The organism is Bradyrhizobium sp. AZCC 1610 (assembly GCF_036924515.1).
Lineage (GTDB): Bacteria > Pseudomonadota > Alphaproteobacteria > Rhizobiales > Xanthobacteraceae > Bradyrhizobium.
The window spans coordinates 7,069,247-7,092,855 of the sequence record NZ_JAZHRR010000001.1 but is presented as its reverse complement, the minus strand read 5'-3'; the positions used below and the strand labels follow the sequence as shown (position 1 = coordinate 7,092,855).

Here is a 23,609-nt window from a genome sequence, read left to right as displayed (position 1 = left end):
GACCGTGAACGCAAATATGGCTGTGAAAAATTCAGCCGGTTACCGTTGAGCATAGTCTTTACTAAACGATTCAGCGTCCAGTCGAGCCGAAACCGCCACTGCCGCGATCGGTTGTTGAAAGCGAGGCCACCGGAACGAGTTGCGCCTGCACGACCGGCGCGATCACCATCTGCGCGATGCGCTCGCCGCGCCGGATCGGGAACGGCGTGTCGCCATGATTGATCAGAAGCACGTTGACCTCGCCACGGTAATCCGCATCCACCGTGCCCGGCGAATTCAAGACGGTAACGCCATGCTTGGCGGCAAGCCCGGAACGCGGCCGCACCTGCGCCTCAAAACCGGAAGGCAGTGCGATCGTCAGCCCGGTCGGCACCATCGCATATTTGCCCGGAGGCAGGATCAAGGGCGTGTCCGTCGGAACTGCGGCCAGCAGGTCGAGCCCGGCGGCGTCAGCGCTTTGATAGGCCGGCAGCGGAAGGCCTTCGCCATGCGGCAGTTGGCAGACCTCGACTTTCACGTTCGCGCTCACGAATTCTTCTCCACGGTCTTGGCAATCTTCGCCACCAGTTCGGCGGCGACCTGCTCCTTGGTCATCACCGGCCAGGACTCCACCTTGATGCCATCGCCATTGATGTCCTCGCCGTCGCGCGTCAGCAGATGAACGGTGTTGCGGTCGCCGCCCATCACCCCCAGCGCGGGCGAGACGTCGTTGGCGACGATCCAGTCGCAGCCCTTGCGCGCGATCTTGGCCTTGGCATTGTCGATCAGATGCTCGGTCTCGGCGGCAAACCCGATCACCAGCGGCGGACGCTTGTCCTGCAGCTTCGAGATCGTCGCGAGAATGTCGGGGTTTTCGACCAGTTGCAGCGGCGGCATTCCCGCAGAAGTCTTTTTCAGCTTCTGCTCGCCCTCGTTGGCGACGCGCCAGTCGGCAACGGCGGCTGCGAAGATCGCGATGTCGGCCGGCAACGCAGCCTCCACCCGATGCAGCATGTCGCGCGCCGATTCGACACGGATGACGGTTACGCCCGCGGGATCGCGCAATTCCACAGGTCCGGAGACCAGCGTGACATCGGCGCCCGCGGCCTGTGCGGCGGCGGCGATGGCAAAACCCTGCTTACCGGAGGAGCGGTTGGCGATATAGCGCACGGGATCGATCGCCTCATGCGTCGGCCCCGCCGTGATCAGCACGCGCTTGCCCGCCAGCGGACGCGGTCGCGGTGGGCGGAGAATGTCGACGGCGGCGGCTGCGATTTCGATCGCCTCCGACATCCGCCCGACCCCCGCTTCCCCTGCCTCGGCCATTTCGCCGGCGCTGGGGCCGATCATATGGATACCGTCGCGCCGAAGCTGCAGCACGTTGCGGCGGGTGGCGGCATTGTTCCACATCAAGGGGTTCATCGCGGGCGCCAGCAGGATCGGCCGGTCTGCCGCCAGCAGGATCGCGCTGGCGAGATCGTCGGCGTGGCCGTGCGCCATCTTCGCCATCAGATCCGCGGTTGCCGGCGCCACCACGATCAGATCGCATTCGCGCGCCAGACGAATATGGCCGGCGTCGAATTCGCTGCCGGGATCGAACAGATCGGTATAGACGCGCTCATGCGACAGCGCGCTGGCGGACAGCGGCGTGACGAATTGCTGCGCGGCCTTGGTCAGCACGCAGCGGACGTTAATGTGGCGCTCCTTCAGCCGCCGGATCAGTTCCAGCGATTTGAACGCGGCGATGCCGCCGCCTATGATCAGGGTAACATTCCGTTCGCTGTGAGGGCTGACGGACCGCGAGGCCTGCTCGGGAGCCTCTGTGGCCGGCGAGGAGACGCCGCCCGGCAATTCGGGGCGCCCCTGTATCAGCTCCCCGAGGATGACCCGGACTTCCTCTTCGACGGAGCGACCGTTCCCGGCCGAGCGGAGACGCAGATAGGCTTTGACGGTTTCGTCGAGTTTTCGGATGGTCAGGCTGGCCATGGTGGCCTCCGGCAAACGATGCAATCAATGCTATCATATTATGACAGCATTGCAATCATAGCTGCCGGATAGCTACCAAAATTCCGATAAAGGTCGCCGCGATCACCCAGAGCGCCACCGTCCGCCAGCGGCTCTTGCGGCCCTCGGCCCGGCCTATGGCCGCAATCGTCTCCGGCGACAGCGTTAGGCCTTCCCGGGTCATCTTCTCCATGTTCTCGATCACGGCAACCGCCCGTGAGGCGATTGCAGGCAGGCCCGCCATCACGCGGCCGAGTTCGCCCGCGCCGGACATCGCGCCTTGAACCCGCCCGAGCGGACCGAGATTGCGCTCGATCCATTCGCGCACCACGGGGTCGGCGACCTTCCAGATATCGAGCTTGGGGTCGAAGCCGCGCGCCACGCCTTCGACCACCACCATCGTTTTCTGCAGCAGGATCAGTTCGGGCCGGGTCTGCATGTCGAACAGCCCGGTGACCTCGAGCAGCAGCGTCAACAGCTTCGCCATCGAGATTTCTTCGGCGGTACGGTTATGGATCGGCTCGCCGATGGCGCGGATGGCTTGCGCGAAATTCTCCACCGAGTGATGGCCCGGCACATAGCCGGCCTCGAAATGCACTTCGGCAACGCGGCGATAGTCGCGCGTGATGAAGCCCAGCAGAATCTCCGCAAGGAAACGCCGCTCCTTCAGCCCGAGCCGGCCCATGATGCCGAAATCGACCGCCACCAGCCGGCCGGCATCGTCGAGAAACAAATTGCCGGGATGCATGTCGGCATGGAAGAAGCCGTCGCGCAGCGCGTGACGGAGAAAGCTCTGGATCACCTTGCGGCCGAGATCGGGCAGGTCGACATGCGACGCTTCGAGGCGGGCGTGGTCGTTCAGCGCGATGCCGTCGATCCATTCCATCGTCAGCACGTTGTGGGTGGTGCGGTCCCAGTCGACGGCCGGTACGCGGAAGTCCGGATCGTCGCGGCTGTTCTCCGCCATCTCGGACAGCGCGGCCGCCTCGAGCCGCAGGTCCATTTCCATCGCGACCGAGCGCGACATCGTGTTGATGACCTCGATCAGCCGCAGCCGCCGCGCTTCGGCCGAATGCGCTTCCGCATTGTGCGCGACGAAGAAGAAATCACCGAGGTCGCGCCGGAAGCGCGTGGCGACATTGGGCCGGAGCACTTTGACGGCGACCGGCTGGCGTACACCATGCCGCTCGATCTCGCCGCGATGCACCTGTGCGATCGAGGCGGCGGCGACCGCCGGCCCGAGGCTGACAAACACTTTAGCCACAGAGCGTTCCAGCGACGCGGCAATCATGGCCTCGGCTTCGGCCTGCGAAAACGGCGGCAGCCGGTCCTGCAGGGCTTCCAGATCGCGCGCCATCGCAACGCCGACCACGTCGGGCCGCGTCGCCAGAAACTGGCCGAGCTTGAGGTAAGCGGGGCCGAGCCGCGTCAGCGCGCGCGACAGCCGTGGGCCGGATTTGGCGCCCGGGCGTTCGATCAGCCGCGCCAGCCGCAGTGCGAGTTGCCCGGGCGGCGGCACGAGACTTGGATCGACGACGCCGAACACGCCTTCGCGCGCGAACACGTAAGCGGCGCGGACAAGCCGCGCGATGTGGGTCGCCGCAGAAATCACAAACGCCAGCCCGAATGCAACGCCACGATGCCACCGGAGAGGCTTTCCCACTTCACCCGCGCAAAGCCGGCGTCGCGGATCATCTCGGCAAATGCATTGGGCCGGGGGAATTTCCGGATCGATTCGACGAGGTACTGATAGGACTCGGCATCACCCGTTACGGCACGGCCGAGCGGCGGGATTACCTTGAACGAAAAGAAGTCGTAGAGCCGGTCGAGCCCGGGGACGTCGACGGTGGAGAATTCCAGGCACAAAAATCTACTGCCGGGTCGCAGCACGCGATAGGCTTCGCGGAGCGCGGCGTCGATCCGCGGCACGTTGCGAATGCCGAACGCGATGGTGTAGGCATCGAAGCTGCGATCGCCGAACGCGAGCGCCTCGGCATTGCCCTCGACGAATGAAACCTGGTGGTCGAGATGCCGCGCCATGGCGCGGTTGCGGCCGACCTCGAGCATATCGGTGTTGATGTCGCAGACGGTGGCGTGGAAGCCGTGGCCTGCCGTCTCGGCGGCGCGGAAGGCGATATCGCCGGTGCCGCCGGCGACGTCGAGCAGGGCAAAGGGCGCATCGTTTTTCGGCGGATTGAGCGCATTGATCATGACGTCCTTCCAGGCCCGGTGCAGGCCCGCCGACATCAGATCGTTCATCAGGTCGTAACGGGACGCCACGCTATGAAATACGTCGTTCACCAGCGTCTGCTTGTCCCCCAGGGGCACGTCCCTGAAGCCAAAATGGGTGGTTTGATCCGGCCGATCCATCATATTTACTCCACTACCGGACCATAGCGCGCCCGCTGCAATGGCGCTATCACGTCACCTCCATAAGGTGAATGCCTGCATGCCTGAATTGCCTGAAGTTGAGACCGTCCGCCGCGGCCTGCAGCCCGCCATGGAGGGGTCGAAAATCCTCAAAGCGGAAGCCCGGCGCAAGGATTTGCGGTTTCCCTTTCAAAAAGACTTTATCGCGCGGCTGGAAGGCCAGACCGTGACCGGTCTCGGCCGCCGCGCCAAATATCTGATGGCGGATCTCGGCTCCGGCGATGTACTATTGATGCATCTGGGGATGTCCGGCTCGTTCCGGGTGCTCGAAGGCGGCAATAACAACACGCCGGGTCAATTCCACCATCCGCGCAGCGAGGATCGCGCGCACGATCACGTGGTGTTTCACATGTCGTCAGGGGCTTCCGTCGTGTTCAATGATCCGCGCCGCTTCGGCTACATGAAGATCATCGCCCGCAACGCGCTGGAGGACGAACCGCTGTTGAAGGACCTCGGCCCGGAGCCGCTCGGCAACGAATTCGACGCCGCGATGCTGGCGCGCTCGTGCTTCAACAAGAAGACCAGTCTGAAGGCCGCGCTGCTCGACCAGCGCGTGGTCGCAGGGCTCGGCAACATCTATGTCTGCGAGGCGCTGTACCGGTCGCGTCTGTCGCCGCGCCGATTGGCAGCGACGCTGGCGACGAAAGCCGGACAACGCAAGGGCGTTGCCGGGGGCGAGCCGACCGATGACGCCGGGCGGCTGGTGAGTGCGATTCATTCGGTGCTCAATCAGGCGATCAAGGCCGGCGGCTCCTCGATCAACGATCACCGCCTGACCTCGGGCGAGCTCGGCTATTTCCAGCACTCCTTTCAGGTCTATGACCGGGAAGGCGAGAAATGCCAGACCGCCCGTTGCGACGGCATCGTGCGGCGCTTCGTTCAGAACGGCCGCTCGACCTTTTGGTGCCCGAAATGCCAGAAATAACCAACACCCCGACGCTCCAAACGGCGCGGCTGATCTTGCGGCCGCTCGCGCTGTCCGATGCGCCGGCGATCCAACGTCATTTCAACAACTGGAACATCATCCAGCATCTCGCATCGGTTGTTCCCTGGCCCTATCCGGAGGACGGCGCGGAGACTTTCATTAGGAGGGAGCTGGAGAGGGTCGCCGCGGGAGAGGAGATCTATAATTGGATGCTGGTGCTACGCGGCGGTGATGGCGAGGCGATCGGGAATATTCGCTTTCGCCCCGGGTCGGACGATGCGAAGGGCAACCGCGGCTTCTGGCTCGCGGAGCACTATTGGAATCAGGGCCTGATGAGCGAAGCCGTCTCGGCGGTGAACGATTTTGCCTTCCGCACGCTCGGGATCGAGAGCTTCTACGCCTGCAATGCGGCGACCAACGTGGCGTCACGCCGGGTCAAGCAAAAGACCGGCGCCGAACTTGTCGGCTACATCGAGCTTGCCCACCACAGCGGTCAGACACTCGCGGAAAAATGGCGCGTGACGCGGGAGAACTGGCTGCGCCGAAATCCATAGCGAAGCGAAGCAATCCGATGGGGCTGGCGGTCCGGATTGCTTCCGCCTTCGCTCGTTGAGCTTCGGCGGACAAGTCGTCGCCTTGCTCTCCGTGATGACGCTGCGGGAGCGGGGTATCAGCTTCGGGCGGGTGCTCTGAGGAAGTGCGCGTTGTCAGTGTCGAAAGACGGAAGCGCAGCCCATTTTGGAATAATTGCGGGTATTTCCACGAACTCCTCGATGATCGGTTCGTCAGTCGCCGCAACCGCATTGTCCAGCCGCGATTCGACCCACTGCCAGAGGGCGCGCATTTCCTCGGCGGACTTGCCGCCCGGTGCATGTTCGCAGACGGCGAGGCCGGCGCTCAGCGCGTCCTGGTGATCGTTGCGCATCACGATAAGGGGTTTGGCAACGATCTCGGCGGCGTCGAGCGCGGCCTCGTTGCCCAGCGCATTTTCCGCACCGGCGAGGCGTGCCGCAGCCCGGATCGGGGTCTGGTTCAGGACGTAGGCGAACGGCTTGTGCCAGGCCCTGATGACGCGGAGCGTCGCGGCGGTCGCCTCGATGTCGGCGATGCTCGGTCGCGTCGGAATCAGGCAGAAGTCGGAATAGCGAATGGCCGAATTGGTCGCGGCGGTTTCGCCGCCCGCGGTATCCACGATCGTCACCGTAACGCCGGTGTTCGCGAGCGATTGCAGGCGCTGTTCGACTTCCCGCGCGGCGTAAATCGGCTCGACGATCGGCGAGGCATAGGGACGGCGGCGCTTCCAGTTCGAAACGGTGCCCTGGGGGTCGGTCTCGATCAGGCGGACATTGTGGCCGGCCCGGATGGCGGCAAGTGCAAGGCTGATGGAAAGCGTGCTTTTTCCCGACCCGCCCTTCTGGGTGGTCAATACGATCGTCTGCATTTCAAGTCCTTTGGATGGCTTTCAGCGGTCTTGGGGGTACGCTTTACAAGACAGCCCGCATTCTGCGGCGGCGAGCCGCAGCTCGCCCAGACGTACCCAGCCCGATCCAAAGGAAGAGATCGCGGATGTCCGAATCACTCACCTTGCAATGATGCAGGATTGTGGAATTCTGGCTATCCCGGGCGAGCACGGCCATGCTCGAATCTCGTCGGCTGATGCCTGAAAACGACAGTAAGAAGCGGATAGCAGCATGACGGGTTATTGGCAGGATCGTGCAACCACCGGTTTTACCTGTCAAAAGCGGCCGGCGACCGGGAGCCGCGGCATGGTGGTCAGCAATCATCCGCTGGCCTCGAGCGCGGGCGCCGAAATGCTGGCGGCCGGCGGCAACGCCATCGATGCGGCGATCGCGACGCTGTTTGCGCTGACGGTGGTCGAGCCGATGATGGTCGGCATCATCGGCGGCGGCATGGCCCATATCCGGCTGGCCGACGGCAGCCATCGCTTCGTCGATGGCGAGAGCACCGTGCCGCTGGCGGTCAAGCCCGATACCTACACATCGAAACCCGGCTCGGCGCACGACGTGTTCGATACCGTCGGCGATGAAAACCTCAACGGCCCGAAAGCGGTGGCGGTGCCGGGCTCGCTGAAGGCCTGGTGCGAGACCCTGCAGCGGTTCGGTACCATGTCGCTCGCCGACGTCATGCAGCCCGCGATCAGGCATGCCTCGCGCGGCTATGCGGCGACGCCTTATCTGCACGAATGCATCGCCGATGGCGCCGAGGAGATGCTGAAGGACAAGGCGATCTCGGCGATCTATCTGCCCAAGGGGACGCCGCTGAAAGCCGGCGAGCGCGTGGTGCAGTCGGAATATGCGGAGATGCTGCGCTACATTTCGCAGCATGGCGAAGCGGCGCTATATCACGGGCCGCTCGGCGATATCATCGTCGATTACATGAAGAACAATGGTGGTTTCATCGCCCGCGAGGATCTTGCGACCTACAAGACCGTCGAGCGCCAGCCGATCCGCGCCGATTATCGCGGCTGGCAGATTCTGGGGCCGCCACCGCCTGCGGCCTCCGGCGTGCACATCGCGCAAATGCTCAACATTCTCGAAGGCTACGATATAGCGAAGCTCGGCTTCGGCTCCGCTGCCACGATCCATTATCTTGCCGAGGTGCTCAAGATCGCCTTTGCCGACCGCGCCGCTGCAAGCGGCGATCCCGATTTCATCAACGTGCCGATTGAACGCCTGATCTCGAAGGCTTATGCCGACGAACGTCGCCGAGCGATCGATCCGAATCGCGCGCAGGCATGGGGCGCCGGCATTGCGCAGCTCGAAAGCGCGCACACTACGCATATGACGGCGGCGGATGGGTTCGGCAACGTGGTCGCGACCACCCAGACCATCAACAATCTGTTCAGGGCGAAAATTCTGATTCCCGGCCTCGGCGCCATCCCGAACAATTACATGAACCTCTACGATCCCCGGCCCGGCCATGCGCTATCGCTGGCGCCGGGCAAGCGCGCCACCACCTCGATGTCGCCTGTCATGGCGTTGCGCGACGGCAGGCTCGTCTACGCGCTCGGCCTGCCCGGCGGAAAGCGGATCTTCCCGAGTGCGATGCAGGCGCTGATCAACTTGATCGACCACGGCATGAGCCTGCAGGAGGCGGTCGAAGCGCCGCGGGTGTGGACCGAGGGCAACGCGCTCGAAGTCGAGCTGGCGGTGCCCGACGCTGTTCGCGCCAAACTTGTCTCGATGGGTCACACGGTGCTGGCGGTGCCGACGGTTGCCGGCGGCATGAATGCCATCGAATTCCACGCGGACGGAACGATGACAGGCGCGGCCTGCTGGCGCGCAGACGGAACGCCGATTGGCATCGCCGGCGGGCTCGCGCGTGCCGGGGTGCGATTCGGCCTTGCGTGAGCGGCATAGGTCCCGGCTCTGCGGAGCAGCGTTACACGCTGCACCGCGTCCGGGACACGAGTGACTTACTTCCTTACGCAGATCACGCGGACCACCGACGCATTCGCATCGCTCGATCCGCCGGCTGCGTTGACGCCATTTGCCTTGAGGAAATCGCGCAACGTTTCGGCGGTCACCAGCACCGCCTGCGCAGCGGGTACGCCGTTGGTGGGTCCCGCCACCTGAACCGGCTTCAACAGCGCGATGCCGGCAAACCTGCCGTCGCCATCCTGCGCGGGCGCGCCGGAAAAGCCGAGCGCCGGCGCGGGTGTCAGCGCGATATCGCTGCCGCCGCCAAGCTGGGCCACCGAAGCCTTGACGCTGGTCACCGCGGCGCCACCGCCCTGGTTCTGCGGATCGGCAATGCCTGTGAGGTCGAGCGCCGTCTTGGTGGCGGCGTTGGCGAGATTGAGCGCTTTCAGCCCGCGCGCACCGTAGATGCGCAGCAGCGCGAGATCGTGTTCCTTGTCCTCGGCGACGCGATCGGCATTGCCAAATCCCGCAATCGCGACCGTCAGGCAGCCGTCGGTGATCTGGCGGTCGGTGATGATCGCGCCGTCATCACTGACGACGACGCCGGTGCCGTATTCCACGGCCTTGCGCGGGGGAGGGCCGGCCGTTTGCACGGCAGCCGGAAACGCATTGAACGCGCTCGACATCGCGATCACGACCGGTTCCACGGCATTCTCGGTCGCCTGATCGTAGAGGATGGTGAGGATACGGACCTCGTCGCCCCTGAAGGTGCCGCGGAGATAAAATTTCTTCAGGCCCTGCAGGCCGGACAGCACGAAGAAGTCCGGCTTGACCACGGTGTAGTCGATGTTGCGTCCCGGCTCTTTCTTCTCGCGCTCGGCGAGCTTTGCCGTAACGGGGCCGGCTTCCTTGCGCCGGGTCAGTTGAATCTGGATCGTGCCGGTAGGCGACGTCCATTTGGTGCCGTTGGCGTCACTGGCTTGCTGCGGCACCAGTTTGGTGGGGATGCCCAGCCGCACGCCGGTGCCGGGATCGGTGACGATCTTCCAGCCGACGCTTTCCTGCTTTCGCCTGGCGGTGTCCGCGAGGATGCCGCGCTCCTGCGAATTGAGCACGCCGGTCTGCTTGGCCCCGCGGGATTTCTGGAATTCCTTGATCGCATTGACCATGCGCTCGCTGACGTCGCCCGTGATCGCGCCGTTGTACTGCCCGACCCAGGCGAGATCCGACTGCAGCGCCAGCCGCTCGGCCTGCCCCAATGCCTTGGCCGTGTCCTCCGGCTTTTGCAGCGCGGGACGGATCGGCACCGTCGCGACCGGTTTCGCCTTGGCGCCGGCCGTGGATGGTGGCGTCATCTGCGCCCGCGCGGACGGTCCCGAGATCGCCAAAGCCGAGGCCGCCATCAATCAATGTTGCCGAAAGCACCGATCTCATGACAAATCCGGGAGAATTCAGGAGTGGAGTATTGGAGCGATCATTGACGTCCGGCCAATTAAGCACATCTGCTTAGTCGGCAACAACCGCGCCCCGGTTCAGGGATTGATTGAGGTCGTCATCCTGAGGAGCCGCCAACGGGTCCGCGCGAAGCGCGGCCCGATGATAAACTCCGCGGCCGTCTCGAAGGATGGCCGCCGCGCTCCTCACCGTGAGGATTGATTGGCGTGATGTGGAAGGATTTGACACGACCATGCTGACGGCCGACGAACTCGAACGTTATGCCCGCCATATCGTGCTGCGCGAAGTCGGCGGCCCGGGGCAAACCGCGCTGAAGGAGGCGTCGGTGCTGGTGATCGGCGCCGGCGGCCTTGGCGCCCCGGTCCTGATGTATCTGGCGGCCGCCGGTGTCGGCACGCTCGGCGCGGTGGACGACGACATCGTCTCGCTGTCCAACCTGCAGCGCCAGATCATCCACACCACGCCCGACATCGGACGGCGCAAGGTCGACAGCGCCGCCGAAGTGATTCACGCGCTCAATCCGCATGTTCATTTCGAGGCGCATGCGGTCCGTCTCGATGCAAAGAATGTGATGTCGCTGATCGGCGGTTACGATCTCGTGCTCGACGGCTCCGACAATTTCGAAACCCGCTATCTGCTATCCGATGCCTGTTTCCTCGCCGGCAAGCCGCTGATCACGGCGGCGCTGGGGATGTTCGACGGATCGTTGACCACGATCCGCGCCCATGAGCGCAACGAGCAGGGCGAGTTCAATCCGACCTACCGCTGCCTGTTTCCCGAGCCGCCGCCGCCCGGTACCGTGCCGGCCTGCGCCGAAGCCGGCGTCATGGGCGCGCTGGCGGGCATGCTGGGCTCGATGATGGCGCTGGAGGCGATCCGCGAAATCGTCGGCTTTGGCGAGAGCCTGGTCGGACGGCTGGTGATGGTGGACGCCCGCGCGATGCGCTTTGAAACCTTGCGCTACACGCGCGATCCGCAAAACCCGCTCAACGGCGATACGCCTGTCATCACCGATCTGAGCGGGCACGCCGCGTAGTATTCATCGTTTCTCGCTGTCCATATGCGCGAGCTGCGCCTCGGGATAGCGCGCTCCTGCGGCCGCGCCCGGCGGGAACGCATCGGCAAGTGCGGCCAGATGAGCCGGCGTCAGCTTCACGTCGAGTGCACCGAGCGCTTCAGCGAGACGGTCGCGACGGCGGGCGCCGACCAGCGGCACGATATCGTTGCCCTGCGCCGCGACCCAGGCGATGGCGACCTGCGCTGGCGAGGCGCCGACATCGTCGGCAACTCGCCGCAACGAGTCCACCAGCGTCAGGTTGGCGTCGAGATTGGAGCCCTGAAAGCGCGGGCTCATGGCGCGAAAGTCCTGCGCGCCGGAACGCTCTTTGGTCCAGTGACCGCTGATCAGGCCGCGCGCCAGCACGCCGTAGGCGGTGATGCCGATGCCAAGTTCCCGGCAGGTTTTCAGGATGTCTGGCTCGATGCCGCGTGCGAGCAGTGAATATTCGATCTGCAGGTCGACGATCGGATGCACCGCGTGCGCCCGACGAATGGTGTCGGAGCCCACTTCGGAAAGGCCGATATGTCCGATCCAGCCGGCTTTCACCATGTCGGCCATCGCGCCGACGGTTTCTTCGATCGGCACGTCCGGATCGAGTCGCGCCGGCCGATAGATGTCGATGGTGTCGACGCCAAGCCGCTGCAGCGAATAGGCGACAAAGTTCCGGATCGCGGCCGGGCGGCTGTCATAGCCGAGAAAGCCCTTGTTGGGATCGCGCAGCGCGCCGAACTTCACGCTGATCTGCAGATTGTCGCGGTTGCGCCTCGTGAGCGCTTCGCGGATCAGCATCTCATTGTGGCCCATGCCATAGAAATCGCCGGTGTCCAGCAGGGTGATGCCGGCATCGAGCGCGGCGTGGATCGTGGCGATGCTCTCGCTGCGGTCGGCGGGGCCGTAAAAATCTGACATGCCCATGCAGCCGAGGCCGATCGCCGAGACGATGGGGCCGGTGGAGCCGAGTTTGCGCTTTTCCATGATGGTTCTCCTCGAAATCGGCGGCGGACGTTCGCGCCGTGGTGACGCGGCTGATATGAACCCTCCCGGCCAAGGCGATAAGCTGGACAATCATAAATAGCTTGTTCAGTATATCGAACAATGAAGAATTTCGATCTCCGCGACCTCGATGCGTTCGTCGCCGTGGCGCGCACCCGGAATTTCCGCCGCGCCGCGATCGAGCAGGGCGTCTCCGTCTCGAGCCTCAGCCAGCGGCTGCGCGACATGGAGGAGCGGCTCGGCGTCCGCCTGATGAACCGCACCACGCGCAGCGTCGCCCTCACCGAAGCCGGTGAATTGTTGCTGGCCGGTGTCGGTCCTGCGATGTCGGATGTCGGCGCGGCACTCGATCGGGTGCGCGGCCTGCGGGCTGTGCCCTCGGGGCGTCTGCGCATCAATGCGCCGCCGCCGGCGATCGATCTGGTGCTGGCGCCGATGGTCGCGCCGTTTCTTGCAGCCCATCCCAAGATCGATCTGGAGATCGTCGGAGAGAGCTCTTTCATCGATATCGTGGCCGGAGGCTTTGACGCCGGCGTGCGCTACGGCGAACATCTGGCGCAGGACATGATCGCGGTCTCGCTAGGCGCGCCGCAGCGCTACGCGGTGGTGGCCTCGCGCGAATATGTTGCGCAGCATGGACGGCCCAGACATCCCAAAGATCTGCTCGATCACGCCTGTATCCGTACCCGCTTCGGCAGCGGCGCGCTGCTGGATTGCGAGTTCGAGAAAGCTGGACGTGTCGTGAAGGTCTCACCGCCAGCGAAGCTGGTCGCGACCTATCTGGGACTGGCATTGCGCGCGGTCCACGATGGCGTCGGCTTCTGGCTGACGTTCGAGGGTTACGTTCGTTACGGCATCAAGTCCGGCGCGCTGGTCAGCGTGCTCGATGACTGGTGCGCGCCGTTTCCGGGACCGTTCCTGTATTACCCAAGCCGCCGCCAGCCGCCGCCGGCGCTCGCCGCGTTCGTGACCTTTGTCGCGGAATGGCGGAAGCGCGAGCGGCGGAAGAGCAGATAATGTGCTCAGAGATAAATCTCACAGCATGCTGGGCAGCACGCGGTCCGGCGGCTTGTGGTTGTCGAGGAAGGTTCTGATATTGATGATCACCTTCTCGCCCATCTCGACGCGGCCTTCGATGGTGGCCGAGCCCATATGCGGCAGCAGCGTCACCTTGCCGGCCCTGGCGAGCCGCACCAGTTTTGGATTGATCGCGGGCTCGTGCTCGTAGACGTCGAGGCCGGCGCCGCCGATGTCGCCGGCTTCGATCAGCTTGATCAGCGTGTCCTCGTCGATCACCCCGCCGCGCGCGGTGTTGACGATATAGGCGTCTTTTCGGATCAGCTTCAGCCGCCGCGCCGAGAGCAGATGATAGGTCGCCGGCGTATGCGGACAGTTCACCGAGATGATGTCCATCCGCGCCAGCATCTGGTCGAGGCTTTCCCAATAGGTCGCGCCGAGCTCCTCGGCGATCTTCGGCGCCACCGGTCGGCGATTGTGATAGTGGATCTGCAGGCCGAAGGCGCGCGCGCGGCGGGCCACCGCCTGCCCGATGCGGCCCATGCCGACGATGCCGAGCCGCTTGCCGCCGATGCGGTGGCCGAGCATCCAGGTCGGCGACCATCCCTCCCAGTTCTTGCCCTCGGTCAGGATGGTGGAGCCCTCGATCAGCCGCCGCGGCACCGCGAGAATCAGCGCCATGGTCATGTCGGCGGTGTCTTCGGTCAGCACTTTCGGCGTGTTGGTCACTGTGATGCCGCGCGCATGCGCCGCCGTGACGTCGATATTGTCGACGCCGTTGCCGAAATTGGCGATCATGCGCAGCTTGCACTCGGGATCTTTGAGGATCACCTCGCTGATCATGTCGGTGACGGTCGGCACCAGCACGTCGGCGGTGCGGACCGCGTCCGCGATCTGTTCCGGCGTCATCGGCGTGTCGTCGAGATTCAACCTCGCGTCGAACAGCTCGCGCATCCGGGTCTCGATCGAGTCCGGCAGCTTGCGGGTAACGACGACGAGAGGTTTTTTCTTGACCGACATGTCCTGCTCTCATGAGGGACGGCGGGAAGCGCGCCGTTCAGACCTCATTAACCCGGTTGTTCGACACTGCGTTGGCCACGCGGTCCCGGTATCCGGCTGTTTCCTTAGGCGAGTCCCTTGGGTTCCCCAATACTTGCCTCGGATTTTCGGCAGAAACTCCGGGCGTTCTGGTTCTTGGCGTTCCGTCCTCTCTATCAGAAGGCCGGGCCAAGACAAGAACCCCTCGTACGTTCGCAAGCCGGGGGTGCGGCCAAAGCGGGGCACAGGGGTCTGGGGTTTTTCGGGTGTTAGCGGGCGGTTTCAACTCGAAGAACTCGAGTTGCGGGTAGCTCGGCAGGAGACGGGTTGATGGCGTTGGGGCGTTTCTGTTCGGTGGCGGTGCTGGCGGGGTGCTGGCTTTTGGCATCGGTCAGCACAGGGTTTTCGGCCAAGGATTCGGCCACCACCACGAGCGGCCTGCCGGTGCCGCGATATGTCAGCCTCAAATCCGACCATGTGAACGTCCGGGCCGGTCCGACCAAGGATAACGATGTCGCCTGGGTCTATACCCGCTCGGGCCTGCCGGTCGAAATCACCGCCGAGTTCGAGAACTGGCGTCGCGTGCGCGATTCCGAGGGCTCCGAGGGCTGGGTCTATCATTCGCTACTGTCCGGCCGCCGCACTGCGGTCGTCACCATGAAGACCAAGGACGAGCTGGCGTCGCTCTATGATCGTCCCGATCCGACCAGCGCAGTCGCGGCCCGCCTGCAGGTTGGCGTCGTCGCCCAGGTCAAGAAATGCATCAATGGCTGGTGCCGCGTGATCGGCAACGGCTTTGACGGCTGGATCGAGCAGCAGCGCCTGTGGGGCGTTTACGCGGATGAGAAGGTGGAGTGAATATTCCGTCGTCCCGGCCTTGAGCCGGGACCCATACGCCGCGGCCCATCGGTGATGGCGAGCGCGTAGACGCCTTCCCAAACAACAAGCATTTGTGGTTATGGGTCCCTGCGCCCGTGCGCAATTGCGCACTAGGCAGGGACGACTCGGAGAGAGGCGCGTTAGCGCTTCTTGCGCAGGCGCACGACCATGTCGACGCGGGCGATTTCGTAGCCTTCCGGCACATCCGGCATCTTCGACAGCACCAGGTGCGGATCGGGAATGTCGACCAGCTCGTGGTTGTTCTCGAGATAGAAGTGGTGGTGCGCGGTGACGTTGGTATCGAAATAGGTCTTGGTGCCGTCGACCGAGACCTGGCGCAAGAGACCCGCATCGGTGAGCTGATTGAGCGTGTTGTAGACGGTCGCCAGCGACACCGGGACCTTGGCCAGCGTCGCTTCCTCGTACAGCATTTCCGCGGTCAGATGGCGGGCGCCCTTGCCGAACAGGAGCCAGCCCAGCGCCATGCGCTGGCGGGTCGGCCGAAGACCGGCGGCCTGCAGCATTTCATTGACGTCGTGCCAGGGACAGCCGGTCAACGCCGGCTGATGTCCGGCGGCGCGGGCGGCCGGATCGATACCGTCGTCATTCGGGGTCGGGGCTTGGTCGTTCATGTCCACTTCGGGCACCACGCTATAACTCTGGCAATAATCTTGCCCAATATAAAAGGAAATCAGGTAGATGCAAGTTTTTCGCAACTAGAACAGGCCCAAGGTCAAGCGGAACCAGTGTGTTGACGCGGCGTTTTAGCCCGTTCCAGTGCTTTGCCGGGCCCTAATGCCTATGTTACAGAGCGCGCGGACCACATATGCGATTTCGGTAGAGGCTAATGCCGATAGCACCCTAAGTAGCGCCAATTTGCGGGAAGCAAGTGTTCTCCCGTAGGGAAACGGGTCCGGTTCGCTCAAAAGCGCTCCATCGGGACATCTAGGTTAGAGGCTGAAAACGATGCTGGATCGGCGCAGCGGTTATGAATACGAGGACTTGCTGGCCTGTGGCCGCGGCGAGATGTTCGGGCCCGGCAATGCGCAATTGCCGCTGCCGCCGATGCTGATGTTCGACCGCATCACCGAAATCTCCGAAAATGGTGGGGAATTCGGCAAGGGTCTGATTCGGGCCGAACTCGATGTGAAGCCGGACCTGTGGTTTTTCGGCTGCCATTTCAAGAACGATCCGGTCATGCCGGGTTGCCTCGGCCTGGACGCGATGTGGCAGATGGTCGGATTCTACCTCGGCTGGATCGGCGGCGAGGGACGCGGCCGGGCGCTGGGGCTGGGGGAATTGAAGTTCTCCGGCCAGGTGCTGCCGAATGCCCGCAAGGTTGTGTACAACATCGACATGAAACGCGTGATGCGTGCAAAGCTGGTGCTTGGCGTCGCCGACGGCTGGCTTTCCATGGATGGCGAGATTATCTATCGCGCCAAGGACCTGAAGGTCGGGTTGTTCAAGCAGGGCACCGCGCCCGCCTGAGCGACGCGAACACGCGATCAGAATGTCTTCACGCAAAATATCTTCACGGACGAACGGAAACGGTAGGGCGAGGCGATCATGAAGCGGGTTGTCATAACGGGGATGGGCATTGTCTCGTCCATCGGAAACAACACCCAGGAAGTGCTTGCGAGCCTTCACGACGCGAAATCCGGCATCAAGCGCGCCGATAAATACGCCGAGATGGGCTTCCGCTCGCAGGTGCAGGGCGCGCCGACGCTCAATCCGGCCGACGTCGTCGACCGGCGCGCGATGCGATTCCTCGGCGAGGGCGCGGCGTGGAATCATATCGCCATGGAGCAGGCGATCCAGGATGCCGGGCTGTCGCCTGAAGAAGTGTCCAACGTCCGCACCGGCATCATCATGGGCTCCGGCGGGCCGTCCGCCCGCACCATCGTCGAAGCCGCCGATATTACGCGAAGCAAGGGGCCCAAGCGGGTCGGACCGTTCGCGGTGCCGAAGGCGATGTCGTCGACGGCGTCGGCCACGCTTGCGACCTGGTTCAAGATCAAGGGCGTGAACTACTCGATCTCGTCGGCCTGCGCGACCTCGAACCATTGCATCGGCAACGCCTATGAGACGATCCAGATCGGCAAGCAGGACGTGATCTTCGCCGGCGGCTGCGAGGAACTCGACTGGTCGCTGTCGGTGCTGTTCGACGCCATGGGCGCGATGTCCTCGAAATACAACGACACCCCCGCGACCGCTTCGCGGCCCTACGACGTCAGCCGCGACGGCTTCGTCATTGCCGGCGGCGCCGGCGTGGTGGTGCTGGAAGAGCTCGAACACGCCAAGGCGCGCGGCGCGCGCATCTATGCCGAAGTGGTCGGCTATGGCGCGACGTCAGACGGTTACGACATGGTCGCGCCGTCGGGTGAGGGCGCCGAGCGCTGCATGCGCATGGCGATGTCGACCGTGAAGACCCCGATCGATTACATCAACCCGCATGCGACCTCGACGCCGGCCGGCGATCCCCCGGAAATCGAGGCGATCCGAAAGGTGTTCGGCACCGGCGACAAGTGCCCGCCGATCTCGGCGACCAAGGCGCTGACCGGCCACTCGCTCGGCGCCACCGGCGTGCAGGAAGCGATCTATTCGCTGCTGATGATGAACAACGGCTTTGTCTGCGAAAGCGCCCACATCACCGAGCTTGATCCGATCTTCGCCGACATGCCGATCGTGCGCAAGCGCATCGACAACGCCAAGCTCGGCACCGTGCTGTCGAACTCCTTCGGCTTCGGCGGCACCAACGCCACGCTGGTGTTCAAGCGGATGGATGCGTGAGATTCCGGTTGTCATGCTCCGCGAAAGCGGGGCATCCAGTACGCCGCGGCCTCTCGGCTAAATCACTGACCCCTCTGGAATACCGGATCACCCGCATTCGCGGGTGATGACGTCGAAGACAATGGGAGCGAGCGTACGATGCAAGACCTGATGAAAGGCAAGCGTGGCCTGATCATGGGCGTAGCCAACGATCATTCGATCGCATGGGGCATTGCCAAAACGCTTCATACGCAGGGCGCCGAACTCGCCTTCACCTATCAGGGCGAGGCGCTCGGCAAGCGCGTCAAGCCCTTGGCGCAATCGCTGAACGCCGACATCGTGTTGCCTTGCGATGTCGAAGACATCGCCAGCGTCGACGCCGTGTTCGAGGCGCTGCGGGCGAAGTGGGGTCATCTGGATTTTCTGGTTCACGCCATCGGCTTCACCGACAAGGACGAACTTCGCGGCCGCTATGCGGACACGACGCGCGAAAATTTTTCCCGTTCGATGGTTATCTCGTGCTTTTCCTTCACCGAGACGGCCAGGCGCGCCGCCGATCTGATGCCCGAGTCCGGGGGCTCGATCATTACCTTGACGTTCGGCGGCTCTACCCGCGTGATGCCGAACTACAATGTCATGGGAGTGATCAAGGCTGCGCTGGAAGCCTCCGTGCGTTATCTCGCGGCCGATTTCGGCCGGCGGAAAATTCGCGTTAACTCGATCTCCGCCGGTCCCGTGCGAACGCTTGCAGGAGCGGTCATCGGCGATTCCCGTGCGATGTTTGCGTACATGCAGAAGCATTCGCCGCTCGGTCGCGGCGTAACGCTGGACGAACTCGGCAACTCGGCGCTCTACTTGTTGTCCGATCTGTCGGGCGGCGTCACCGGCGAAATCCACTATGTCGATTCCGGCTACAACGTGATCTCGATGCCGCGGCCGGAAGAATTGAAGGGCGAATAAGATTGTAGCCCGGATGGAGCGAAGCGAAATCCGGGGTATCTCTCAAGCGGTGCCACTTTCCCCGGATTACGCTGCGCTCCATCCGGGCTACGTTTCTACCTCACCCTGCCGCGATTTTCTCCGCGCGCTGGAACGCCGGGCGCGCCACGCAGCGGTCGATATAGGCGTCGAAAGACGGTCGCGGTGGCACCATCTTGAACATTCGTACCGCAAAATGCAGCCCGGAGCCGAGCATGATGTCGGCGGCCGAGAAGTTCTCGCCGAGAATCCAGGGGCCTTTCTGCAGGGCGGTATCGAGCACGTCAAAGGTCTGGGCAGCACTTCCCCACGCCGCCGTGCTCGCCGGCACTTCGAGCTTGGTGAAGAGCTGGATCAGCGCCGGCTCGATGCAGCTTGGCGAAAAGAACAGCCATTGTAGATATCTCGCCCGCAGCGGATCGGTGGCGGCCGGCGCCAGTTTCGTTTCCGGATAGCGATCGGCAATATAGGCGCAGATCGCGGCCGCTTCGCCGAGCGCGGCGTCGCCGTCCTTCAGCCCCGGCACCTTGCCTATCGGGTTGATCGCGAGATATTCCGGCGCCTTCTGCGCGCCAGTCGATATGTCAGTCAGCACGCGTTCGTAAGGTAGCCCGGCTTCTTCGAGCAGCCAGATCGCGGAGAATGAGCGCGAGCGGGGCGACCAATAGAGCTTTATCATCAGACGTTTCCTCTTCGGATCAATTGCGAAATGTCGCGCAGGATTGCGTCAGCGTCAGGACCGGTGGGCTGAAATTATGCCGGAGCGTCAGCTCAGCGTTGCTCTGCAAGCATCGCTGGCATGGTCTGGTCCAGGCAGCCGGTGCACCGGTTTGCGTGGTCGCTCCCTGCGGAGACGGGGCTTGTGCGGATGCGGAAATGACAAAGCACGCAAGGAAAATCGCGGCTGTGAATACTCTAACCATAGGAACTCAGTAAAGTGCGGGGTGCATCGGAACGTTCGTGAAACTAGAGCGTGCGCGAGCGATGCGCAAGGCGACGATGCTACGCGCGCCTCGGATCAGTCGCTCTGCTTCCATCGATAATATTTCATGACACGGCCCGTCATCGGCTCGACCTGCTCCTTCTCAAACACAAATCCCTCGCGCTCATACCAGCGCCATGCCCTTTCGTTCTCGCGCACGCAGCGCAGCCAGATTTCATCAGGTAATTGTTGTCGTGTGAAAGCAAGCAAGCGCCGCCCGAGACCGCTGCGCTGATATTCCGGGGCGACGAACAACTGGTCGAGATAGCGGTCGGGCAGATGCAAGGCCAGCATTGCCGCCAGCGCGCCATTGTCATCGGCGACGTAGAGGCTCCAGCCCTTCTCGACCTCCATCGGAACGCGGGCGCGCAGTTTCGCCAACAGGAAATTGCTGGCGTCTTCCAGCCCGGTCGATACCCAACTGTCCATCCAGACCCGCGCGACCTCGTCATATTCGTCCGCACGGGCGGGGCGGATGACGGGTTGTGGCAAATCGGTATCTCCCGAAGCGGGCATGTTGGTCAGGCCCGTCATTTCCGCGATGGCGATTTCGCCTTGCGCTGTTCGCGCAACGCGTCGGCTGCGAGACAAACCACCTCAGAGATTTGCTGGAGCTGTGCGGCGAGCGGACTTTTCTTGCGCCAGACCATGCCAATGGTCCGTGACGGCTGCGGATTCCCGAAGCGCGCGACCGACACCGGCGCCGAGCGCGTTTCCACCGCGACCGCCATTTCCGGGATCAGGGTGACGCCGATGCCGGCGCCGACCATTTGCACGAGCGTCGACAGCGAGCTTGCGTCCAGCACTTCCCGTGGCGGCGACTGCATGTTGCAGAACGACAGCGCCTGGTCGCGGAAGCAGTGTCCCTCTTCGAGCAGCAAGAGCCGCATCTCGCGCAGCGTCTCGTGGCTCGGCACCGGCGTTCCCTCGTCCTGGCCCGGCCGCACCAGCAGGAAATTCTCCGAGAAGCACGCGACCTCGGTCAGCGAAGGTTCGGATACCGGCAGCGCGACGATCGCCGTATCGAGCCGGCCTTCCACGACCTCCTTGATCAGCTTCGGCGTCAACGTTTCGCGGACGTGAATGTCGAGCTCTGGATGCATGCGTGCGAGATTCTCGATCACCTTGGGCAGCAGATAGGGCGCAATCGTCGGGATCATGCCGATGCGCAGCCGCCCTGCGAGTCGGTCCCGCGACGCGCGCGCAAAATCGCCGAGTTCGTCGACCGAGCGCAGGATTTCGCGGACGCGCTGGACGATCTCTTCGCCGAATTTCGTCAGCGTCACCTGTCGCGCGCTGCGCTCCAGAAGCACGCCGCCGAGCGTTTCCTCCATCTCCTTGATCTGCATCGACAGCGCCGGCTGCGAGATCGAGCACGCCTCGGCCGCGCGTCCGAAATGGCTATGGCGTGCCAGTGCATCGAAGTAGCGAAGCTGTCTGAGCGTCATCTGGATCATCAGCTCATCTTATCGGATCGATCACTAAAATCAACTTTACCTGATGGGAGGCGGTGCTTAGATTGCTTCCAATCCGAACAGGACCGATCAGGAGACGACCATGGATGATAGAACCAAATGCCCGTTCACGGGCGCACGCGGACCCAAGAACCGCGACTGGTGGCCGGACGCGCTGGACGTTTCGGTGCTCCACCGCAACTCCACTTTGTCCGATCCAATGGGCGAGGCGTTCGACTACGCCAAGGAGTTCAAGACGCTCGACCTCAACGCCGTGATCAAGGACCTGCATGCGCTGATGACGGAATCGCAGGAGTGGTGGCCGGCCGATTTCGGTCACTATGGCGGCCTGATGATCCGCATGGCGTGGCACAGCGCGGGCACCTACCGCATCACGGATGGCCGCGGTGGTGCCGGCGCGGGTCAGCAGCGCTTCGCGCCGCTGAACAGCTGGCCTGACAACGCCAACCTCGACAAGGCGCGCCGGCTATTGTGGCCGATCAAGCAGAAATACGGCCGGAAACTCTCGTGGGCCGACCTGATGATTCTTGCAGGCAACGTCGCCCTCGAATCGATGGGCTTCAAGACGTTCGGCTTCGCCGGCGGCCGCGCCGACGTCTGGGAGCCCGAAGAGCTGTTCTGGGGTCCCGAAGGCACGTGGCTCGGTGACGAACGCTACAGCGGCGAACGCCAGCTCGCCGAACCCTTAGGCGCCGTGCAGATGGGCCTCATCTACGTCAATCCGGAAGGGCCGAACGGCAATCCGGACCCGCTCGCGGCGGCCAAGGACATCCGCGAAACGTTCTTCCGCATGGCGATGAACGACGAGGAGACCGTAGCCCTGATTGCCGGTGGCCACTCCTTCGGCAAGACCCACGGCGCCGGCGATCCGTCGCTGGTCGGACCGGACCCGGAAAGCGGTGCGCTCGAGGATCAGGGCCTCGGCTGGAAGAGCAAGCATGGCACCGGCGTCGGACCTGACGCCATCACCGGCGGCCCGGAAGTCACCTGGGTGCAGACGCCGACGAAGTGGAGCAATCTGTTCTTCAAGAACCTGTTCGAAAACGAATGGGAGCTGACCCAGAGCCCGGCCGGTGCGAAGCAGTGGAAGGCGAAAGGCGCGGAAGCCACGATCCCGGATGCCTACGACAAGTCGAAGAAGCATGTGCCGACCATGCTGACCACCGACCTGTCGCTGCGCTTCGATCCGGCCTACGAGAAGATCTCGCGGCGCTTCTACGAGCATCCGGACCAGTTCGCCGACGCGTTCGCGCGGGCCTGGTTCAAGCTCACGCACCGCGACATGGGCCCGATCGCGCGCTACCTCGGCCCGCTGGTGCCGAAGGAAACACTGATCTGGCAGGACCCGATCCCGACAGTGGATCATCCGCTGATCGGCGAGCCGGACGTCGCCGCGCTGAAGGCGAAGATTCTTGGCTCAGGCCTGTCGGTGTCCCAGCTCGTCTCGACCGCATGGGCGTCGGCGTCGACGTTCCGCGGCTCCGACAAGCGCGGTGGCGCGAATGGCGCGCGCATTCGTCTGAGCCCGCAGAAGGACTGGGAGGTCAACCAGCCGGCCGAGCTCAAGACGGTCCTGCAGAAGCTCGAAGCGATCCAGAAGGAGTTCGGCAAGAAGGTTTCGCTTGCCGATCTGATCGTTCTCGGCGGCTGCGCGGCGGTCGAAAAAGCCGCCAAGGACGCCGGTGTCGACGTGAAGGTGCCCTTCACGCCGGGGCGCATGGATGCGTCGCAGGATCAAACCGACGTCGAGTCCTTTGCCCCGCTCGAACCGCGTGCCGACGGCTTCCGCAACTATGTCAGCAGCAAGAAGCATCAGTTCATGGCGCCTGAGGAGGCGTTGGTGGACCGGGCGCAATTGCTGCGGCTGACGGGGCCCGAGATGACGACTCTCCTCGGCGGCCTGCGCGTGCTCGGCGCAAATTTCGGCGGGGCCAAGCACGGCGTGTTCACCAAAAAGCCCGAGACGCTGACGAACGATTTCTTCGTCAACCTGCTCGACATGGGCACGCAATGGCAGCCCGCCGGCTCCGACGGCGTATACGAGAGCCGCGACCGCAAGACGAATGCGGTCAAGTGGACCGGCACCCGCGTCGACCTGATCTTCGGCTCGCACTCGCAGCTCCGCGCTTTCGCGGAAGTTTATGCGTGCACGGACTCGAAGGAGAAATTCGCCAGGGATTTCGTGGCGGCGTGGAACAAGGTGATGAACCTCGATCGTTTCGAGGTCGCCTGATCCCTGACG

At 63.7% G+C, this 23,609-nt stretch carries 22 protein-coding genes; 10 read left to right on the top strand and 12 right to left on the bottom strand.

Annotation, left to right across the window (positions count from 1 at the left end):
• Nucleotides 1-70: 70 nt before the first annotated feature.
• Genes dut through ubiE form a run of 4 tightly spaced genes read right to left on the bottom strand, consistent with a single transcriptional unit; the run spans nucleotide 71 to nucleotide 4,353 of the window.
• A complete protein-coding gene (gene dut / locus V1279_RS34695; RefSeq protein ID WP_334445272.1) occupies nucleotides 71-529 on the bottom strand; it encodes a dUTP diphosphatase in 459 nt (152 codons plus the stop codon).
• A complete protein-coding gene (coaBC, locus tag V1279_RS34690) occupies nucleotides 526-1,965 on the bottom strand; it encodes a bifunctional phosphopantothenoylcysteine decarboxylase/phosphopantothenate--cysteine ligase CoaBC (RefSeq protein ID WP_334445269.1) in 1,440 nt (479 codons plus the stop codon). Before coaBC ends, dut begins: the two co-directional genes overlap by 4 nt.
• 55 nt (nucleotides 1,966-2,020) lie before the next feature.
• On the bottom strand, nucleotides 2,021-3,595 hold the full coding sequence (gene ubiB / locus V1279_RS34685; protein WP_334445267.1) for a 2-polyprenylphenol 6-hydroxylase: 1,575 nt from the start codon (nucleotides 3,593-3,595) through the stop codon (nucleotides 2,021-2,023).
• Nucleotides 3,592-4,353 (bottom strand): bifunctional demethylmenaquinone methyltransferase/2-methoxy-6-polyprenyl-1,4-benzoquinol methylase UbiE, encoded by a 762-nt coding sequence (ubiE, locus tag V1279_RS34680; RefSeq protein ID WP_334446706.1) that lies wholly within the window; start codon nucleotides 4,351-4,353, stop codon nucleotides 3,592-3,594. The genes ubiB and ubiE overlap by 4 nt, the downstream gene beginning before the upstream one ends.
• A 79-nt stretch (nucleotides 4,354-4,432) precedes the next feature.
• Between ubiE and mutM the strand changes: the two genes are divergently transcribed.
• Together mutM and V1279_RS34670 are read left to right on the top strand one after the other, a co-directional pair.
• Nucleotides 4,433-5,338: a bifunctional DNA-formamidopyrimidine glycosylase/DNA-(apurinic or apyrimidinic site) lyase gene (mutM, locus tag V1279_RS34675; RefSeq protein WP_334445265.1), complete on the top strand. Its 906-nt coding sequence runs from the start codon at nucleotides 4,433-4,435 to the stop codon at nucleotides 5,336-5,338.
• Nucleotides 5,326-5,892: a GNAT family N-acetyltransferase gene (locus V1279_RS34670; protein ID WP_334445263.1), complete on the top strand. Its 567-nt coding sequence runs from the start codon at nucleotides 5,326-5,328 to the stop codon at nucleotides 5,890-5,892. The genes mutM and V1279_RS34670 overlap by 13 nt, the downstream gene beginning before the upstream one ends.
• Nucleotides 5,893-6,008: 116 nt before the next feature.
• Here the strand turns inward: V1279_RS34670 and V1279_RS34665 are convergent, their stop codons facing one another.
• On the bottom strand, nucleotides 6,009-6,779 hold the full coding sequence (locus V1279_RS34665; protein WP_334445261.1) for a ParA family protein: 771 nt from the start codon (nucleotides 6,777-6,779) through the stop codon (nucleotides 6,009-6,011).
• Nucleotides 6,780-7,029: 250 nt separating this feature from the next.
• Between V1279_RS34665 and ggt the strand changes: the two genes are divergently transcribed.
• A complete protein-coding gene (ggt, locus tag V1279_RS34660; RefSeq protein ID WP_334445259.1) occupies nucleotides 7,030-8,709 on the top strand; it encodes a gamma-glutamyltransferase in 1,680 nt (559 codons plus the stop codon).
• A gap of 65 nt (nucleotides 8,710-8,774) precedes the next feature.
• Here the strand turns inward: ggt and V1279_RS34655 are convergent, their stop codons facing one another.
• Nucleotides 8,775-10,076 carry a serine protease gene (locus V1279_RS34655; RefSeq protein WP_334445258.1) on the bottom strand — a complete coding sequence of 434 codons (1,302 nt, stop codon included), beginning with the start codon at nucleotides 10,074-10,076 and terminating at the stop codon, nucleotides 8,775-8,777.
• 332 nt (nucleotides 10,077-10,408) lie between these two features.
• On the opposite strand from V1279_RS34655, the gene V1279_RS34650 reads away from it, so the two are divergent.
• The gene (locus tag V1279_RS34650) at nucleotides 10,409-11,212 is read left to right on the top strand and encodes a HesA/MoeB/ThiF family protein (protein WP_334445256.1); all 804 of its coding nucleotides are present in this window, start codon (nucleotides 10,409-10,411) and stop codon (nucleotides 11,210-11,212) included.
• Between the two features lie 3 nt (nucleotides 11,213-11,215).
• On the opposite strand, the gene V1279_RS34645 is transcribed toward V1279_RS34650, so the two are convergent.
• The gene (locus V1279_RS34645) at nucleotides 11,216-12,211 is read right to left on the bottom strand and encodes an aldo/keto reductase (protein WP_334445254.1); all 996 of its coding nucleotides are present in this window, start codon (nucleotides 12,209-12,211) and stop codon (nucleotides 11,216-11,218) included.
• Between the two features lie 120 nt (nucleotides 12,212-12,331).
• On the opposite strand from V1279_RS34645, the gene V1279_RS34640 reads away from it, so the two are divergent.
• Nucleotides 12,332-13,246, top strand: coding sequence for a LysR family transcriptional regulator (locus V1279_RS34640; protein ID WP_334445252.1), 915 nt, complete (start codon nucleotides 12,332-12,334; stop codon nucleotides 13,244-13,246).
• 18 nt (nucleotides 13,247-13,264) lie between these two features.
• On the opposite strand, the gene V1279_RS34635 is transcribed toward V1279_RS34640, so the two are convergent.
• Complete coding sequence (locus V1279_RS34635; RefSeq protein ID WP_334445249.1) at nucleotides 13,265-14,266, bottom strand: 2-hydroxyacid dehydrogenase; 1,002 nt, start codon at nucleotides 14,264-14,266, stop codon at nucleotides 13,265-13,267.
• A gap of 348 nt (nucleotides 14,267-14,614) precedes the next feature.
• Between V1279_RS34635 and V1279_RS34630 the strand changes: the two genes are divergently transcribed.
• The gene (locus V1279_RS34630; protein ID WP_334445247.1) at nucleotides 14,615-15,142 is read left to right on the top strand and encodes an SH3 domain-containing protein; all 528 of its coding nucleotides are present in this window, start codon (nucleotides 14,615-14,617) and stop codon (nucleotides 15,140-15,142) included.
• 161 nt (nucleotides 15,143-15,303) lie between these two features.
• Here V1279_RS34630 and irrA read toward each other — a convergent pair whose 3' ends face one another.
• Nucleotides 15,304-15,795 carry an iron response transcriptional regulator IrrA gene (gene irrA / locus V1279_RS34625; RefSeq protein ID WP_057854836.1) on the bottom strand — a complete coding sequence of 164 codons (492 nt, stop codon included), beginning with the start codon at nucleotides 15,793-15,795 and terminating at the stop codon, nucleotides 15,304-15,306.
• 334 nt (nucleotides 15,796-16,129) lie between these two features.
• Between irrA and fabA the strand changes: the two genes are divergently transcribed.
• The 3 genes from fabA (at nucleotide 16,130) to fabI (ending at nucleotide 18,892) form a co-directional block, all read left to right on the top strand.
• Entirely contained in the window at nucleotides 16,130-16,651 is a 522-nt protein-coding gene (gene fabA, locus V1279_RS34620) for a 3-hydroxyacyl-[acyl-carrier-protein] dehydratase FabA (RefSeq protein ID WP_334445244.1), read from the top strand.
• 78 nt (nucleotides 16,652-16,729) lie between these two features.
• The gene (gene fabB, locus V1279_RS34615) at nucleotides 16,730-17,953 is read left to right on the top strand and encodes a beta-ketoacyl-ACP synthase I (RefSeq protein ID WP_334445242.1); all 1,224 of its coding nucleotides are present in this window, start codon (nucleotides 16,730-16,732) and stop codon (nucleotides 17,951-17,953) included.
• A 138-nt stretch (nucleotides 17,954-18,091) separates the two neighbouring features.
• Entirely contained in the window at nucleotides 18,092-18,892 is an 801-nt protein-coding gene (gene fabI, locus V1279_RS34610; RefSeq protein WP_334445240.1) for an enoyl-ACP reductase FabI, read from the top strand.
• A gap of 100 nt (nucleotides 18,893-18,992) precedes the next feature.
• Here the strand turns inward: fabI and V1279_RS34605 are convergent, their stop codons facing one another.
• The 3 genes from V1279_RS34605 to V1279_RS34595 all read right to left on the bottom strand — a co-directional run bounded on the left by V1279_RS34605 (nucleotide 18,993) and on the right by V1279_RS34595 (nucleotide 21,349).
• Nucleotides 18,993-19,589, bottom strand: coding sequence for a glutathione S-transferase family protein (locus V1279_RS34605; protein WP_334445238.1), 597 nt, complete (start codon nucleotides 19,587-19,589; stop codon nucleotides 18,993-18,995).
• A 339-nt stretch (nucleotides 19,590-19,928) separates the two neighbouring features.
• A complete protein-coding gene (locus V1279_RS34600; protein WP_334445236.1) occupies nucleotides 19,929-20,384 on the bottom strand; it encodes a GNAT family N-acetyltransferase in 456 nt (151 codons plus the stop codon).
• Between the two features lie 38 nt (nucleotides 20,385-20,422).
• The gene (locus tag V1279_RS34595; protein WP_334445234.1) at nucleotides 20,423-21,349 is read right to left on the bottom strand and encodes a LysR substrate-binding domain-containing protein; all 927 of its coding nucleotides are present in this window, start codon (nucleotides 21,347-21,349) and stop codon (nucleotides 20,423-20,425) included.
• A 100-nt stretch (nucleotides 21,350-21,449) separates the two neighbouring features.
• On the opposite strand from V1279_RS34595, the gene katG reads away from it, so the two are divergent.
• Complete coding sequence (gene katG, locus V1279_RS34590; RefSeq protein ID WP_334445232.1) at nucleotides 21,450-23,600, top strand: catalase/peroxidase HPI; 2,151 nt, start codon at nucleotides 21,450-21,452, stop codon at nucleotides 23,598-23,600.
• The last annotated feature ends 9 nt before the right edge of the window (nucleotides 23,601-23,609 follow it).

Coding starts and splice junctions, on each gene's coding strand:
- fabI (WP_334445240.1), top strand. CDS start 18,092: ATGCAAGACCTGATGAAAGGCAAGCGTGGCCTGATCATGGGCGTAGCC.
- katG (WP_334445232.1), top strand. CDS start 21,450: ATGGATGATAGAACCAAATGCCCGTTCACGGGCGCACGCGGACCCAAG.
- ggt (WP_334445259.1), top strand. CDS start 7,030: ATGACGGGTTATTGGCAGGATCGTGCAACCACCGGTTTTACCTGTCAA.
- coaBC (WP_334445269.1), bottom strand. CDS start 1,965: ATGGCCAGCCTGACCATCCGAAAACTCGACGAAACCGTCAAAGCCTAT.
- irrA (WP_057854836.1), bottom strand. CDS start 15,795: ATGAACGACCAAGCCCCGACCCCGAATGACGACGGTATCGATCCGGCC.
- V1279_RS34595 (WP_334445234.1), bottom strand. CDS start 21,349: ATGATCCAGATGACGCTCAGACAGCTTCGCTACTTCGATGCACTGGCA.
- fabA (WP_334445244.1), top strand. CDS start 16,130: ATGCTGGATCGGCGCAGCGGTTATGAATACGAGGACTTGCTGGCCTGT.
- V1279_RS34635 (WP_334445249.1), bottom strand. CDS start 14,266: ATGTCGGTCAAGAAAAAACCTCTCGTCGTCGTTACCCGCAAGCTGCCG.
- V1279_RS34670 (WP_334445263.1), top strand. CDS start 5,326: ATGCCAGAAATAACCAACACCCCGACGCTCCAAACGGCGCGGCTGATC.
- V1279_RS34650 (WP_334445256.1), top strand. CDS start 10,409: ATGCTGACGGCCGACGAACTCGAACGTTATGCCCGCCATATCGTGCTG.
- V1279_RS34665 (WP_334445261.1), bottom strand. CDS start 6,779: ATGCAGACGATCGTATTGACCACCCAGAAGGGCGGGTCGGGAAAAAGC.
- fabB (WP_334445242.1), top strand. CDS start 16,730: ATGAAGCGGGTTGTCATAACGGGGATGGGCATTGTCTCGTCCATCGGA.
- V1279_RS34645 (WP_334445254.1), bottom strand. CDS start 12,211: ATGGAAAAGCGCAAACTCGGCTCCACCGGCCCCATCGTCTCGGCGATC.
- ubiE (WP_334446706.1), bottom strand. CDS start 4,353: ATGGATCGGCCGGATCAAACCACCCATTTTGGCTTCAGGGACGTGCCC.
- V1279_RS34605 (WP_334445238.1), bottom strand. CDS start 19,589: ATGATAAAGCTCTATTGGTCGCCCCGCTCGCGCTCATTCTCCGCGATC.
- V1279_RS34630 (WP_334445247.1), top strand. CDS start 14,615: ATGGCGTTGGGGCGTTTCTGTTCGGTGGCGGTGCTGGCGGGGTGCTGG.
- V1279_RS34640 (WP_334445252.1), top strand. CDS start 12,332: ATGAAGAATTTCGATCTCCGCGACCTCGATGCGTTCGTCGCCGTGGCG.
- V1279_RS34655 (WP_334445258.1), bottom strand. CDS start 10,076: ATGACGCCACCATCCACGGCCGGCGCCAAGGCGAAACCGGTCGCGACG.
- mutM (WP_334445265.1), top strand. CDS start 4,433: ATGCCTGAATTGCCTGAAGTTGAGACCGTCCGCCGCGGCCTGCAGCCC.